Source organism: Mycobacterium sp. NTMscope_Eco_3 (assembly GCF_976985685.1).
Genome location: NZ_CDRJYZ010000001.1, coordinates 241,445 through 256,177, shown reverse-complemented (window position 1 = coordinate 256,177; position 14,733 = coordinate 241,445). Strand labels below are relative to the sequence as shown.

Genomic DNA, 14,733 nt, shown 5'->3' with positions numbered 1-14,733 from the left:
CAACGGGCTCTCCACGGATTCAGGCCACTGGTGCAGTGATGTCCGTCGGCCTCGCTGTCCAAGGGGTGATGATTTTCGTGCCCCGGTAGCGGTATCGGGTGACCTCTACCTTCTGCGGCCGAAACATCGCCGTCTTGCCTTCGCGGATTTGCCAATTGGGCAGGAACCGTCGATGGAAGACGCCCCACGCCAGCCCGTGGTGCCGTTTGCGCATCCAAGTCACCACCCGCCACCATGTGAAGTGGTCGAGGTAGTCGAAGGTGCGTTTGGACACCCCGTGCTGGAAGTAATTGCACCATCCCCGCAGGACGGGGTTGAGTTGGCGCAGCAGATCAGCGAGCGTTCGATGTTTGTGTCGCCGCGTCAGATTCCTGACTTTGTCGGTGATGGACATAAGTGCCTTCTTCGACGGCCAGGTGTAGACGTAGTGCTTGGTCGTGCCCCTTTTGATCTGCCGTTGGATGCGGAAGCCGAGGAACTCGAACCCCTCGTCGACGTGGCAGATCCTGCTCTTCTCGACCGACAGGCGCAGGCCCATCGGCGCGAGCACTGCTGCGATCTCGTCCCAAAGCGCTTCGGCATCAGCGCGAGTGCCGTGGACCATGACACAGAAATCGTCTGCGTAGCGGACGATTTTCATGGTCGGAACTCCGGCGCGTCGATGCTTGGCACGTGTCCATTCCGGGCCGAGCGCCTTCCACTTCGCGGCGAAGTGCTCGTCGAGAACGGACAGGGCGACATTGCTGAGCAGTGGTGAGAGGATTCCGCCTTGCGGAGTGCCGGTGATGGTGTCCCGGTAGCCGAGATCTTTCGAGAGAATCCCGGCTTTGAGGAACGACTTCACCAGGGCCAGAACGCGTTTGTCCCCGACACGTCGCCGCACCCGGCCCATAAGGGCCGAATGCGAGATTTCATCGAAGCACGCCGTGATGTCTCCCTCGAAAACCCAGTGATAGGCCCGTGAGCCGCTGGCGAGGTGATGGATCTCAGCGATGGCGTCCTGGGCTCGCCTGCCCGGCCGGAACCCATATGCGCACGGATGAAAGTCCGCCTCGAAAATGGGCTCCAGCACCAGCTTCAGCGAAGCTTGCACGACCCGGTCGGCGACGGTCGCGATACCCAGGCGGCGGAGCTTGCCGTTCGCCTTCGGGATCATCACCTCCCGCACCGGATCCGGCCGGAATATCCGCTCCTTGAGTTCCTCGCGGAGCCGCTGAAGCAGTCCGACCGCCTCTGCCGCACCGACAGACCGCGGTGCGGTCCCATCGGCACCGGCTGAGCGCGCACCCTTGTTCGTCCGCACCCGCTCCCACGCGAGGGTGAGGAATGCGGGGTCATAAACGAGGTTGTACAAATCATCGAAACAGCGGTCGCTTTCATCAACCGCCCAATGGTGCAGTTTGCGTTGCATCCTGCGTACCCGCAGCTCGGCCGTGTCCGGGTCGGGCCACAAAGCACTCGTATTCACAAGTGACCTCCACAGTCTGCGTACTCGCCGCGAACCCGCTGGAGCCCTTTGCCATGCGACCGGCTTTCCCGGCCTCGGACTACTACGGCTCCTCCGCCCCACCACACCGGCATCAGCCGACGACTGCCTACCCCTCCAGCCCGGCTGGCTGCCGGATCTGACCGGGGACCGGCGCGGTGGTTCCCGTGTTCACTGTCAACCGTTTGACGGGTGAGGTGTCCAGCTATGCCCCTGCGACCTCGTCACGGCTACGCCGCAGTCCTTCACCGTGACCTCCCGAACCGGCGACATCAACCGGCCCACGAGTTCCCCGCCCTCAGGGCGGGTGCGCGTCGCTGCCCAGCCCGCATCCGCCAGGTTGGAGCTGGTGGTCTTCTCTTAAGAGGCGTTCAGCCGCTGGTTCCTCGCGTACACCTTCCCGTCTCGCTAGCCGGACCCGACCCGTCTGGCAGTACCAGGCCGTCCCGGCGTTGTCGGGGCTGCTTCCCACCCTCACCAAAGTCTCTTTAGATCAGGCTGCCCCCAGCTTCTACCGGGCCACTGCGATGGCTCGGCGACGGTGGTCTCTCACCTCCGTTCGGTTGAACAGCGCCTCACGGCGCTCGATATCCGAGGACCACACCGCGTCGAGTCGGCCCTTATCAAAGCGCTGGCCGATCAGATCCGGCGGAAACGAGGCCGGATCGACCACCGTGGTGGTCTTAAACCTCCGCGGACTGATCCCCTTGATGCCGAGCTCGGCCATGATTTTGGCGCGGCCAGCCCGGGCTGCGCCAGATAGCCCAGAGCTTTTCACGCTGAAGTGCTTATCGTGCGGTCGAGAAATCCGGCGACGGCTGCGGTGAAGGCATCGTTGTCGTCGCCTGCGACCATGTGGCCGGTGCCGGAGACGTCCACCGCTTGGGCGTGCGGTACGACCTTGAGGAATTCGTCGACCGACTGCTGCGATGTCACATCTGAAAGGACGCCGCGCACCAGAAGAGTGGGTGCCTGCACGCGGCGGGCCCCTTCAACAAGCAGTTCGCTGATCGCGTCGAACTTTTCGGCACCAGTCGCGGGGTCACCTTGCAGAAACTGGAAGTTGGAAGTGATGAAGGCCGGATCCCATCGCCAGATCCACCGACCATCGTCGCGTTGCCGCAAGACTTTACGGAGTCCGTCCGGGTTCTTGGGCCGAGTGCGATGTCTGTTGTATTCGGCAATGACGTCCGCGGCGTCGTCGAGCGTGCTGAACCCGTCAGGATGGGCGGCCATGAACGACACGACGCGGCGTGCTCCGTGAAACTCCATTCGCGGAGTGATGTCGACCAGGACGACGGCTCCCCACAGGTCGGCGGGCGCCAGCAAGTGCGTGCCCAGGACGGTCATGCCGCCCAAGGATGCGCCGACGACGGCCGGCGGGCGGTCGGTGCTCGCGTGTTCACGCACGGCCAGCAGATCGGACGCTAGCCGTCCGAGGTCGTATCTTCCGGTAGGGTCCCACGCGCTGTCGCCGTGACCTCGGGCGTCATACGCGACGACCGTGTACCCACGAGCGTGCAAGCGGCGCGCTGTGGTCGCCCAGGCGTGTCGGTTTTGACCACCGCCGTGCAGGAGCAGCACAACGGCGCGGGCAGCGTCGTGCCGGTAGCAATCCGCCGTGAGGGTGACGCCGTCTGTGGTGCGGAATCGCTCGAGCGTAACGGTCATCGGGTGCGCTCGCCGTTGTGAAGTCGGACGACAATACCATCGGTCCTTTTCATCACGAGGAATTCCCCCTAGGGCTAACGACGGTCACTGTTCCTTGGGCGGCACATACCGCGCGCCCGTCGTTGGTGATGTCGATTCTGGCGACACCGCTGCGCTTGCCCAGCGCGATGATCTCGGTGACGGCGACGCATACTCCGCTTGACACGGGCTGCAGCAAGTTCAGCTTGAATTCGGTTGTGGCGACCCACGATCCAGCGGGGATCACCGGGTAAAACACCACGCCCAAGCAGTGGTCGACCATTGCTGACAGGCATCCGCCGTGCAGATTGCCGAACGGAGTCAAAAGGTCGTCCCGAGCATCCATCTGCACAACCAGCCGCCCGGCGGCGAACTCGGTGTGGCGAAAATCCAGGTATTTGGAGAGTCCTCCCGTGGTTGCCGCCGCGTTCTGCAATTCCTTGGCGATCTGCTGATTGAACTGCGCGAACTCCATGGTTAGCGCCCCTTCTCATCCACGGATATCGATGCGATGGTTTGAGACACTACTCTGCACTTGTTGCATCGACGCAAGGCTGGGTGTTGGTGAGCAGAGCTGGAAGCAGGAATCGGCGTAAAAAGGCATCGAGGCCTTCGGGGCTGCGGTGTCTGGGGCCGCGGACCGACAGCAGGCTGAGGACGGTTCGCAGGATCCATTCGGCGGCATCGTCGACCGACACCCCGGGCTCGAGTTGGTCCCAGTGCGCAGCGAAGACAGGTCGAAGGAACTCGGCCACGAGTTCAAACAAAGCCACCGACGTTCCCTTGGCCAACCCCACGCCGGCGAGTTCCTCGTCACTGCCGAACAGCAATCCGATTGTCGGCTCGCGATGAGCGGCGCGTACCGTGACCTCGACGAAATCGAGTATTGCCGTGCCCAAATCGCGATGTACTGCGATCCGTCGACGCATGCGGTCTAGGTAGCGTTCGGCCGCACGCAGGATGACACCGGAAACGACGGATTCACGACTTGGAAAGTAGCGGTACACCGTGGCGCGCGACACCCCCGCCTGTCTGGCGATGTCCTCCATGGTGGTGCCCGGCAGCCCCTTGCCCTCCAGGCACGCTTCGGCGGCATCGAGCAGGAGGTCTCGGGCGACGTCGCGGGTCGTGGGAGGTGCCGTGCCCCAGCGCAACGATTTCTTCGTCACGAAGCAAGTATGCAGCCTCGGACCGATCGTGAATTAACGACCCAACCGGTTGTCGCATGGCTACTTATGTGACAATATCGCAAATATGTCGCAACAAAGGTGCCGACGATGAACGTGACCTGACCGTTGGCGATTCCGCCCCGCACTCCCGTTGTCGTCGCGGTCGGTGAGATCACGCACCGCGGCGACAGCGTCGTCGATCCCATCGATTTGGCTTGCGAAGCCGCGCGTCGAGCATTGCAAGACGCGGGCGCTGCGATCGGGCATCGGATCGATACGGTGGCGACACCGGGCATTCTGATGATTCCGCGTGACAATCCCGCGTCGAGAATTGCCGAAGCGGTTGGGCTGGCGCCCCGGCGTCGCATCAGCTGCCCGATTGGCGGCAATACACCGCAATACCTCGTCGAGGTCCTTGGTGGGGACATTGTGCGCGGTATCAGCGATGCGGTGCTGGTCGTCGGAGCCGAGACCGGCGAGTCCGCCCGCAGAGTCAAATCGGGTCATGCGCTCCGCGATCCGAAACCCGTTGATGCACAGGATGAGTCACTTGGCGACACACGTCCCGGATTGAGCCCAGCCGAGATGTGTGCTACCTCACCGACTTTGACTCCCGCCAGTTCAGCGATCGCAGTGAGGCTTTCACCGCGGCCTTGCATCCGGGCCAACGCTGTCGCGCCGGCCTGGCGGTGTTCGTGACGGCGCCGCTCTCCCTCTGCGTGTATCTCGAGGATACGGTTGCGCTCCCACTCGTCGACGGCGGCCAGCCGCCCAAGCTCGACGAGGAACGACGCAGCGTCATCGACATTTTGACGCTCACGCTCCAGACGTGCCTCGTTGGCCTTGTTCTGCGCCTCCCGGACACGCTTGCGCGCTGCCGATTTCGAATTGATGTTCACCACGTGGGAACCATAGGACGCACCCATCGTCGTGCTCTACCATCCTGACCAACATCATCTGTGTCCCCATTTGTCCGCACCCTTTGTCGCCAAATCGACTGCCTACCAATGCAACACATCCGCACCGATCCGCACCACTCACCACAACCACCTGTCCGATCCGGGAAACGGTCGGGTGCGCTCGTTCACGCGCTACGACACACTTATGCCAACGAGACCCGTACCACAGCAGCCTGAAACCCGCTATCTGCACTGGTCGGCACGCGGTGGTTTCGCTTGGTGTGCGATGGCGCTATATGACCAGCTCAGACACCCCTTCTGGACCTCAACCAGAAGGGCTTGACCGCTCTCCTAAAGCCGGTCTCGCAGATTCGACCCCCTGACCGCACTCGACGGTGCATTTCCGATCGAATGTCGCACTGCTGGTAGCGGGAATCGAAAACTATGCCTCATGATCTCGGTATGACCTGCCGGCCAGTACCAACGGCGGGAGACGGGGTTGGGGTCAAGTCCAGGGACGTGGTGTACGACGTCGTCGTGTGATTCTTCGACTTGGTGGTTTAGGCGGTCAGTGCCGCCGGGGTGTCCTCCTGTTCTGTTGATGGCGTGTGGTCGGCGCGGGATTTGCTGAGGACGTCGAGGCCGAGGTAGCGGCGGGATTCGGCCCATTCGTCGTGTTGTTCGGCCAGCACCGCGCCGACGAGGCGGATTAGGGCGTTGCGGTCGGGGAAGATTCCGACGACGTCGGTGCGCCGGCGGATTTCCTTGTTGAGTCGTTCTTTTATCCGGCCCTCGGGGGCGGGTCAACCCGTCGGGGTGGGATGTTCATCGATCGAGGCGCTGGAGGTGGTCGGTAAGGGCGTGGGCGACGCGGTCGTGGCGGGCGGCTTCGTCGGTCCAGCCGCGGCACTCGGCGTCGGTTCTGAGGGCCTGGACGTCGGCGAGTTGGTCGGTGAGCGTGTCGCGGAATTCGGGGGCGGTGACGTAGTTGTCGCAGGTTTCGCAGATGTTGGCATAAGGGCACGCGCCCGCGGATTCGTGGCGAGCGCAGTATCCGTGTGCAACGCGGGTTTTCAGCATTTCACTGTGCAGCCAGCCGACCTTGTCGGGCAGGATCGGTTTGCCGACCGGGGTGAGGGTGAACTGGCGGCGCATCTTGCCCATCGCTTCGTCGTAGGCCGCGCGCAGGGTGGGCGAGGCCAGGGTGGCGTAGCGGATCGTCATTTGTGGAGTGACGTGCCCGAGTAAGGACATCAAGGCCTGCAGACTCATCCCGGCGTTGGCGAGTTCGGTGGCCCAGGTGTGGCGCAACTGATGTGGAGTGACCATCAGGACGCCGCCGTCGGGACGGTGCAACCCGGCGGATTCAGCGGCGGTGAGCAGCCCGTTGCGCAGCCGGGTGTAGCCCAGGCGGCGTCCGTGCCGGGTGAACAGAAAGTCGGTGAGCACGCCGGTGCGTGGGTGCGGCAGCGGCCGGTGCGTGCCGCGGAGGGCGACCCACTCGTCGAGCGCGGCGAGGGTCGCGGCGGAGAGCGGGACCATGCGTTCGGTGGCGAGCTTGCCCAGTGGCACCTTCAGCCAGGTTCCGGCCGGTCCGTAGTCGATGATGCTGCCCAGTTCGAGGTCGAGCAGTTCCCCCGCCCGCAGGCCGGCACCACGCAGCACGGTCAGGCCGATGCGGGCGAACGGATCCTGCAGGTGGGCAACGGCGTTCATCACTGCCGCGTCCACATCGGGTGCTAGCGCGCGTGGCAACGGCTGGTCGAGTTTGGGGACGTCGGCGGCGAATACCAACCGCCGTGGTGGGGCCTGCGCCCAGCCCCAGGCGGTGATGTCGTCGAGCAGGTTGCGCAGACTGAGCACTGCCGACTGGGCCACCGCGGCCGAGACGGTGCCGACTGGGCCACCGCGGCCGAGACGGTGCGCCCGGCGCCCGCGGCGGCGCGCTGACCACGCCAGCCCCGGGTGCGATTCCATTTCAGGTAGCCCTCGATGCAGCTCCGGTCGAGTTCACGCAGGCTGATGACGTCGGGATGGTGAGCGGTGAGGTATTCGGCGAAGGGCAGCAGGTCGTTGATCAGCGACTCGACCGATTTGGGCCGCAGCACCGCCGCGCGCACGCCGATGTAGCGCAGCAACGTCTGACGGATCGGGTCGGGCATCTCCACCTCGGTGAAGCGCTGCTCGAGGCTACGGGCCCACCGCCGGCGTTTCGGCGCGGTGTCGATGACCGCGGTCTCGAACAACAGCTGCCGCAGGCTGGCCAGCCGCCCCCTGTATGCCCGCCGCGACGATGGCGGCACCACGGTACGTGACAGCGCGGCGTCGAAGTCGTCGAGCGCGTCGCCGGTCAGGTCGGCGACCATTCCGCCGTGGTGTGCCAGCACTACCGCCAGACATTCGCCGAGGACCGTCTCGACCCAGGAACTCCTCCAGCCCAACCGAATTCCCGCATTCCGCAACGCGGCGAATCCGCTCGGATCCCGGTCCTCCACTGCGCGGCCCAGCCCGGTCAACTGTTTGACCGCGGCCAGCTCGACGTCCAGCCGTAACCGGCCGGTGCCGATCGTGTGACAGATCAGCGGCCACGCCCCGGTGTCCCGTATCTCGGCGATCCGCTCGGCTGCCGGCAGCGTCATCCAGGCGTGCAGGTCGCGGTGGCGTGCGGTGAAGTCGCGAGCGATCCGAATCCGGTCGCGTACCGCCCGCCCGCTCAAACCCAGGGTGGCGACGTGGTCGAGATAATCCGCCACCACCTCGTCGGCGCCTACGGGTTGGCCGACCAACACCGTGGTCACTGCCGGGCTCCGGCCAACGTCGCACGAGCAGCACCGTATTCGGCGGCGAGCTGCTCGATCGACAAATGCACGTAGCGGGCCGTGGTCTCCGGCGAGACATGCCCCATCAACGCCCGCAACGCCAGCAGATCGATTCCGGCCGCCGACAATTCGGTGCCGTAGGTATGCCGTAAACGGTGCGGGCGGACTCTTGTGGCGCCAGAGGTCTCCCGGTGCCGACGGAACAGGCTGCGCAGCCCGGCCTCGCTGACCGGTGCACCGGTCGTCGGGCCGCGCAGCACTACGAAGCACTGCGGCGTCGCCAACCCCGGCGGCCGCTCCCATCGCAGGTAGGCGGCGAGCTCGGTGAAGAACGCCGCATCGACCGGGACATGACGTTCCTTGCCGCCCTTGCCGATCACCCGAAGCCGGCGCCGGCCCATATCGACGTCGGCGAGCAGCAGGCCACGCGCCTCGGCCGAACGCAGCCCTCCGAGTAGCATCACCAGCACCATCGCCCGGTCCCGGTGCGTTGCCAGTGTCGCCAGGAACGCGTCGACATCGTTGGTGGACAACGATTCCGGAAGACGCTGCGGCTGACGCACCAACCTACCGCCACTGCGTGCACGCCCGGGACCCAGATGACCGAGCAACCCCCGCTGCGACTGGCGCAGCCCCTGTCCCCGCCGCGGCGACGGCACCGGATTGTCGGTGCAGACACCGGTCATCACCAGATACTCGAATAACGCGCGCACTGCCGCGACCCGGCGGTTCACCGTCGAAGCTGCCGGCGGGGTCGACGAGCGGTGACCGCCGGTGGGCTGGTCCGTTCGGCGGACGCCTTGCCAGTCGATCCAGTCGAACACCAACGGCGCATCGACCGCGGCGAGCCCGACCGCTTGCTGGACGAGGAACCGGCTCAAATTGGCGACGTCGAATGCGTAGGCCCGCACCGTGGCCGCGCTGAACCCCCGTCCCGCCAAATGGTTGAGAAACGCGTTCACCGCGTCCTGCCCGTCCCAGTCGCCCTCCAGGACATATCCGCTGTCGCTCTTGAGTACCCGCATCGCCGCTCCGCCTTCCCCCACCGAGATGCAGACAGCATCCATCCGTGCTCAGCGCTTGTGCGTGAACCTCACGCTGCAGCCCGAACCGTGTCCCCGGAGAGCCGGTTAACGGATAGTGGGTTGTTGGACCAGATCTGCCGCCAAATTTGTTTGGGGAAGGCGGTGAAGGCGAGCAGGTCGGCGCGGGCGTCTTCGAGGTGGTCGGCGACCTTGGGGAGCTTGTCGGCCAGTGCGTCGATGATGCGGTCATATTGGGCTGCAACGGAACCGGCGTCAGGTTGATCGAAGACCGAATGCAGTAGTGTGCGTACCCACGGCCACGATGATTTCGGAGTGATGGCCATCAGGTTGGTGGCGTAGTGGGTGCGACACCGTTGCCACGATGCCCCAGGCAGGGTGGCGCCGATCGCGGCCACCAGACCGGCGTGGGCGTCGGAAGTGACCAGACGGACCCCTGATAGGCCGCGGGCGGTCAGCGACCGCAGGAAGGTCAGCCAGCCGGCCCCGTCCTCGGCGGTGGTGACGTCGATGCCCAGGATTTCGCGGTAGCCCTCGGCGTTGACCCCGGTGGCGATCAGCGCGTGCACGTTGACCACCCGGCCTGCTTCGCGAACCTTGAGCACCAGGGCGTCAGCAGCCATGAACGTGTACGGGCCTGCATCCAGTGGCCGGGTCCGGAACGCCTCGACCGCGGCGTCGAGCTCTTTGGCCATCACGCTGACCTGGGACTTCGACAAGCTGGTGATGCCCAGAGTCTCGACGAGTTTGTCCATCCGCCGCGTCGAAACGCCCAGCAGGTAGCAGGTAGCCACCACCGTGGTCAGGGCCCGCTCGGCGCGTTTGCGCCGTTCCAGCAGCCAGTCCGGGAAGTACGAACCTTGCCTTAGCTTGGGAATCGCCAGATCCAATGTGCCTGCGCGGGTGTCAAACTCGCGGTGCCGATACCCGTTGCGGGAATTGGTGCGCTCGCTGCTGCGCTGGCCGTAGCCGGCACCGCACACCGCGTCGGCTTCGGCGCCCATCAGGGCGTGAATGAAGGCGGCCAACAACTCGCGCAGCACATCAGGGTGCGTGGTGGTGAGTCGTTCGGCCAGCACGGCAGACAGGTCGATATCGTGGGCAATGGTCATCGCGTTGATTCCTTTGCTCGAGTGACTTTGGTCGGTCCCTCGAAGAATCACGCGATGACCTTCATTCATCCGGCTACGACACGCCGGTCATCACCGGCTCGTACACCACTCTGCTGGACGCAACTGGGGTTGGAGACGATGACGATAGAAAATGCGTCGGTCATGCTCACCGCTCATGAAGTTCGAGCGATGACCGGAGTTCCGGTCTCAACGCTGCATGAATGGGCGGCCAGGCGGGAACGTGGGATTGATGCGCCTGGTCCACATCACCTCAGGCTTAGCGATCGGCACCGTCGATGGTTACTGGATGACGTCAAAGATTGGCTGGAATCGACTCGGGTGTAGAGCGATTCGCCCTCACCCAACTACTTAGCACAACCGCTGTCAACGGCGGCCGAAAATTGACAGTGATCATTGTTTCGGAGCTTGGTGGCGGGCCTGGCCCGAAAATTGACCGGCGCCGGATGGCTGCCTTTGAGTGGGATCTGCCGGTCCGTCACTGAGCCCATGCACCCGTTGAGGGCGTGCTTGGTGACCTTATAGGAGCTTGTCGTAGCAACGGGGCCCATCACTGTCTTGTCCCATCGGCCCGCGCTCAGGGTGCTGTCCGTATCAGTACCACTGAAGGAGGCCAATGCCTGCCGCATCGACCGCTGTCTTTGTCGGGGTCGACACCCACGCCGATACGCACCACGTTGCTGTCATCGACCAACTCGGACGCCACCTCGGCGACCGAGAATTCCCCGCCGATCCGGACGGCTACCGCAGCCTCCTGGACTGGATCTCCTCGATCGGATCGGTCGCCGGTGTGGGAGTGGAAGGCACCGGAACCTACGGAGCCCAACTGGGCCGGGTGTTGACGGCAGCGGGCCTGGCGGTGCTCGAGGTCAACCGGCCCGACCGTGCGACCCGGCGCGCCAATGGCAAGTCTGATCCCGTTGATGCCTACGCAGCAGCCCAAGCGGTAGCCTCCGGGCGAGCCGACAGCGTTCCGAAATCACGAGACGGCATCGTGGAGTCCATCCGTTGTCTTCGCGTGGCTCGGCGATCGGCAGTCAAGGCAAAGACTCAGTGCATCAACCAGATTCGCGGACTGCTGATCACCGGCCCGATGGACTTGCGTGAGCACATGAAACCGTTGGGAACCGTTGCATTGATCCAGGCGCTGTCGCGTCTGCGCCCCGGAACAGACCTCTCGGCGCCAGCGGCAGCGATCAGACTTACGCTTCGATCCCTGGCTCGCCGCCACCTGGCGCTCAATGACGAGATCAAAGAGCTCGACATCGTCTTGGATGAGCTGACCACCACTGCTGCTCCAGGTCTGCTGGCCAAGACTGGCGTCGGCACCGAGGTCGCCGGACAACTGTTGGTCAGTGCCGGCGACAACCCCGAACGGCTTCGTTCCGAGGCCTCCTTCGCCCATCTCGCCGGTGTTGCTCCTATCCCGGCATCCTCGGGACGCACGAACCGCCACCGGCTCAACCGGGGTGGCGACCGGGCAGCGAACAAAGCACTTCACACCGTCGCTGTCGTGCGGCTGAAATATGACGAACGCACCCGCGCCTATGCTCGCCGGCGAACCGCCGAAGGACTGTCAAAGAAGGACATCATGCGCTGCCTCAAACGGGCCATCGCCCGCGAGATCTACCAGGAACTCACGCGCCCAACACGATTCACACCCACACCCGAAGACCCAGCGGTCAGCCCTTGACAATCTATAGGAGCATCCCCTTTTCGACGGGGTGGGTTCTACTCAACGTCGCAACACCGACGGATCACTCGAGACTAACAGGGCAGCGAATAGATCGGCGGGGCAACGGTCTTGGAGGACCATGCGGGGGCGATGGTTGAGTTCGTGTTCGACGGCCAACAACTGCTCCGGCGGGTGGCTGATGAGGGTGACGCCCTTCGGGAAGTAGTCGCGCAGCAGTCCGTTGGTGTTCTCGTTCGTGCCGCGTTGCCAGGGTGATCTGGAGTCGCAGAAGTAGACGGGCGCGCCGAGCTTGTCGGTGGTGGCAAGGTGGCGCGCCATCTCGGTGCCCTGGTCCCAGGTGATCGACCGCATCAGCGTGGGTGGCAGATCCTTCATGCGGGCCACCAAGGCCGCGTGCAGGGAGTCGGCGTCACTGCGAGGCAGATGCACCAACCGCAGCATCCGGGTCTGGCGTTCGACCAGAGTGCCGATCGCCGAGAGGTGGTTATTACCGATGATAAGGTCGCCTTCCCAGTGGCCGGCTTCAGACCGGTCGACAGCCGAGAAGGACCGGTCGTGGATGGTGAGCATCGGCTGCTGGAACCGCGGCCGCCGGCAACTCTGGCGGTGATGCGCTCGGCGGTGATCTCGACCGGTGCGCAGCGGTGAGCGTCGGTGCGGCGCTAATCGCGAGGGCCGCATGAAACGTGAATTCGGTTGATAGACAGCTTGATAGATGCTTTCGTGGCATAACCACATCGATGAATCATCGGGGAAGCGGTGGCGGAGGTGACGGCTGATCTGTTGGGGGCTCCAACGCTGAAGAAGCAGCTCGGCGACCGCGTTACCGAGCTGGTCGTTGGTGTCGACCCGACGGCGGTGGTGACGTGCTCGTCGCGCGGTGGCTCGCCGGTGGGCATCGAAGGGCTGATATCCGCGGCCGGCTGGTGCGTTGCGCCGTAGCTCCCTCGAAATCGTCGACGGCGCTCGACCGAGTCGGGTGGCGATCGTCCGCACCCTCAGCCCTGAGTGATGCAGATCGGCGATCTCGATGCGCTCGTCCTGGGACAGGTATCGCGTGCTGATCTGGCGGACCGCTAGTCGATCTAGCGGCGGGACGAACCCGACCGCGACGCCGTTGCGGTAGGTCTTGTAACCGCGTGTCCAGTTCGTCGCAGCGGACCGGGACACACCGACTTCGCGGGCCGCGGCCCGCACGCTCCACCCGCGAGCCCGCAACTCCATGAACCGCTGACGCTTGGCCGACTGCGGACGACGTCCCGGCCCCTTCTTCACCCGACGCGACGATGCCAACACAACCTCCAGAATCTAGAGAAGTGTTGCGACCGCACCTAGAAACCACCGCGTCGACACGGGGTCAGTTTTCAGACGACGCCGACACTGTCAAGCGGCAATACGACCGAATCGAATATGGCGGGTTACCAGTGAGTTTCCCGTGAGTTCAGCCGGATTGAAGCGATTTCAGTTGGAACCCACGGCCTTTCGGCTGTGAAGGTTCATAACTGCGGCGGGTTCGCGGGCCCTGAGTCTGGCGGCGTTGGGTGGCACTACGGTTCTACCGGCTGCTCGAGTTCGTCGCTGAGCAGCCGTTCGGCCACGGTGGTGTAGCGCCGTGCGGTGTTGTGGGAGATGCCGAAGACGAGAGACAGGTGCAGTGGGTCCGGGCCTGCGGTCAGCGCTTCGTGAAGGATTCGGTCGGCACGGATGCGTTCGATCGTGAATCCATTGTCGCTCAACGATGGTTTCACCGATTTTTGACTGACCGGCGTTGTGCGCAATGCAGTTTTCGTCGTGAGTAGAACGTGCCGGTTCGGAGTGTGGGGCCATCTGTCCCGGCGGTGGTCGAGCCATGTGTTCAGCGCGATGTGGGTGAGCTCACCGAGCCGTTGGTTGTGTCCGGCAAGGGTGATCCGCCGGTTCGGCAGGTCGATGTCGTCGAGCGTGAGTTTGCGTATAACGGCTGTGCGGCAGGCATGTTCGACGCTCAGCGCCACGACGAGGCGTTCAAGCGGTTCGCTGGCGAGCTGTTCGATCGAGCGCACCTCGTCATCGGTGATGGGCAGGAGGTCCTGGTCTACTGGTTGGCTCTTCAAACCCGCTGTTGGGTTGCTGAAGACCAGAGCATTCTTCTTGGCGTGCCGGAACAGCGACCGCAGCGCCTTGATCAGATTGTGGCGCTGGTTTCCCTGAAACGGCCGCAGCGCCGCGTCGACGTCGGCCCTGGTGACCTCCCTGAGATGCTCGTAGGAGGTGGACCAGTGCGCGAGAAGGGGCTTGACCGAGCCGAAGTAGCTGTAGAGCGTCCTCGGTGATCGTGGGCGAGCACGTGCGCCGCCGACCAACAGGGTAAGGAGCCAGTGGTGGGCCGGCTCGGCGAATCCTGGCGGAAGTTCCGCGGTGACGCGGTCGATCCAGGCACGGATCGGAGGTTCGGTGTCGTCTTTCAGCAGGTCGAAGTGGGATAGGATTTCGACGAGCCTGCGACGGGACGCGAGCCGATGCGGCCGGGTTCGAACCTCGGTGAGCGGCACGCGATCACCGGTGGGCCGACCGGCCAGAAGGGTGAGCAGGGCGTCGAGGCATCGGTTTGTGGTCTCACCGCACCAATCGTGGGCGGCACCGAGTTCCCGGGCGTGTATCGCGGCGGCCGCGAGCACGGGGTCGTCGGATTCCAAGGCTGGATGCCGCCGGGGCGGGCGAGGAGGCAGTCCCGCCTTTCTGCGTTGGTAGGACGCTCTTCTTGAACAGCTTCTGCCGCAGTATTTTTGGTCGCGGCGACTGTTGGCAGGCAGCGCAGTCCCG

At 64.4% G+C, this 14,733-nt stretch carries 10 protein-coding genes and 4 pseudogenes; 2 read left to right on the top strand and 12 right to left on the bottom strand.

What is annotated here, in order from left to right:
• Nucleotides 1-19 precede the first annotated feature (19 nt).
• The 5 genes from ltrA to AC0KTM_RS01155 all read right to left on the bottom strand — a co-directional run bounded on the left by ltrA (nucleotide 20) and on the right by AC0KTM_RS01155 (nucleotide 4,344).
• Nucleotides 20-1,468, bottom strand: coding sequence for a group II intron reverse transcriptase/maturase (gene ltrA, locus AC0KTM_RS01175; protein WP_007168383.1), 1,449 nt, complete (start codon nucleotides 1,466-1,468; stop codon nucleotides 20-22).
• A 529-nt stretch (nucleotides 1,469-1,997) separates the two neighbouring features.
• Nucleotides 1,998-2,213: a hypothetical protein gene (locus AC0KTM_RS01170; RefSeq protein WP_019732564.1), complete on the bottom strand. Its 216-nt coding sequence runs from the start codon at nucleotides 2,211-2,213 to the stop codon at nucleotides 1,998-2,000.
• Between the two features lie 47 nt (nucleotides 2,214-2,260).
• Nucleotides 2,261-3,157, bottom strand: coding sequence for an alpha/beta fold hydrolase (locus tag AC0KTM_RS01165; RefSeq protein WP_007168381.1), 897 nt, complete (start codon nucleotides 3,155-3,157; stop codon nucleotides 2,261-2,263).
• A gap of 52 nt (nucleotides 3,158-3,209) precedes the next feature.
• A complete protein-coding gene (locus tag AC0KTM_RS01160; protein WP_007168380.1) occupies nucleotides 3,210-3,650 on the bottom strand; it encodes a PaaI family thioesterase in 441 nt (146 codons plus the stop codon).
• A gap of 49 nt (nucleotides 3,651-3,699) precedes the next feature.
• Nucleotides 3,700-4,344 (bottom strand): TetR/AcrR family transcriptional regulator, encoded by a 645-nt coding sequence (locus tag AC0KTM_RS01155; RefSeq protein WP_007168379.1) that lies wholly within the window; start codon nucleotides 4,342-4,344, stop codon nucleotides 3,700-3,702.
• Between the two features lie 126 nt (nucleotides 4,345-4,470).
• Between AC0KTM_RS01155 and AC0KTM_RS01150 the strand changes: the two are divergent.
• Nucleotides 4,471-4,932, top strand: a pseudogene (locus AC0KTM_RS01150) (acetyl-CoA acetyltransferase); the annotation flags it as partial.
• On the opposite strand, the gene AC0KTM_RS01145 reads toward AC0KTM_RS01150, so the two are convergent.
• The 5 genes and pseudogenes from AC0KTM_RS01145 to AC0KTM_RS01125 all read right to left on the bottom strand — a co-directional run.
• Nucleotides 4,848-5,246, bottom strand: a complete 399-nt coding sequence (locus AC0KTM_RS01145; RefSeq protein ID WP_174814222.1) for a hypothetical protein — start codon at nucleotides 5,244-5,246, stop codon at nucleotides 4,848-4,850. The pseudogene AC0KTM_RS01150 and the gene AC0KTM_RS01145 overlap by 85 nt on opposite strands.
• 557 nt (nucleotides 5,247-5,803) lie before the next feature.
• Nucleotides 5,804-6,022: pseudogene (locus AC0KTM_RS01140) on the bottom strand (transposase); the annotation flags it as partial.
• A gap of 46 nt (nucleotides 6,023-6,068) precedes the next feature.
• Nucleotides 6,069-8,041, bottom strand: a pseudogene (locus tag AC0KTM_RS01135) (tyrosine-type recombinase/integrase).
• Nucleotides 8,038-9,087, bottom strand: coding sequence for a tyrosine-type recombinase/integrase (locus AC0KTM_RS01130; RefSeq protein WP_007172498.1), 1,050 nt, complete (start codon nucleotides 9,085-9,087; stop codon nucleotides 8,038-8,040). The pseudogene AC0KTM_RS01135 and the gene AC0KTM_RS01130 overlap by 4 nt, the downstream one beginning before the upstream one ends.
• A 116-nt stretch (nucleotides 9,088-9,203) precedes the next feature.
• Nucleotides 9,204-10,217 (bottom strand): annotated as a pseudogene (locus AC0KTM_RS01125) (IS256 family transposase); the annotation flags it as partial.
• A 634-nt stretch (nucleotides 10,218-10,851) separates the two neighbouring features.
• Here AC0KTM_RS01125 and AC0KTM_RS01120 point away from each other — a divergent pair.
• Nucleotides 10,852-11,928, top strand: coding sequence for an IS110 family RNA-guided transposase (locus tag AC0KTM_RS01120; protein ID WP_238955752.1), 1,077 nt, complete (start codon nucleotides 10,852-10,854; stop codon nucleotides 11,926-11,928).
• A 42-nt stretch (nucleotides 11,929-11,970) separates the two neighbouring features.
• Here the strand turns inward: AC0KTM_RS01120 and AC0KTM_RS01115 are convergent, their stop codons facing one another.
• Together AC0KTM_RS01115 and AC0KTM_RS01110 are read right to left on the bottom strand one after the other, a co-directional pair.
• A complete protein-coding gene (locus AC0KTM_RS01115; RefSeq protein ID WP_101930934.1) occupies nucleotides 11,971-13,224 on the bottom strand; it encodes an IS30 family transposase in 1,254 nt (417 codons plus the stop codon).
• Between the two features lie 254 nt (nucleotides 13,225-13,478).
• Nucleotides 13,479-14,588 carry a site-specific integrase gene (locus AC0KTM_RS01110; RefSeq protein ID WP_225330576.1) on the bottom strand — a complete coding sequence of 370 codons (1,110 nt, stop codon included), beginning with the start codon at nucleotides 14,586-14,588 and terminating at the stop codon, nucleotides 13,479-13,481.
• Nucleotides 14,589-14,733: the final 145 nt, after the last annotated feature.

What these genes read in the sequence shown, in the direction of transcription:
- AC0KTM_RS01120 (WP_238955752.1), top strand. Translation starts at nt 10,852, where the DNA reads ATGCCTGCCGCATCGACCGCTGTCTTTGTCGGGGTCGACACCCACGCC.
- AC0KTM_RS01160 (WP_007168380.1), bottom strand. Translation starts at nt 3,650, where the DNA reads ATGGAGTTCGCGCAGTTCAATCAGCAGATCGCCAAGGAATTGCAGAAC.
- AC0KTM_RS01170 (WP_019732564.1), bottom strand. Translation starts at nt 2,213, where the DNA reads ATGGCCGAGCTCGGCATCAAGGGGATCAGTCCGCGGAGGTTTAAGACC.
- AC0KTM_RS01165 (WP_007168381.1), bottom strand. Translation starts at nt 3,157, where the DNA reads ATGACCGTTACGCTCGAGCGATTCCGCACCACAGACGGCGTCACCCTC.
- AC0KTM_RS01130 (WP_007172498.1), bottom strand. Translation starts at nt 9,087, where the DNA reads ATGCGGGTACTCAAGAGCGACAGCGGATATGTCCTGGAGGGCGACTGG.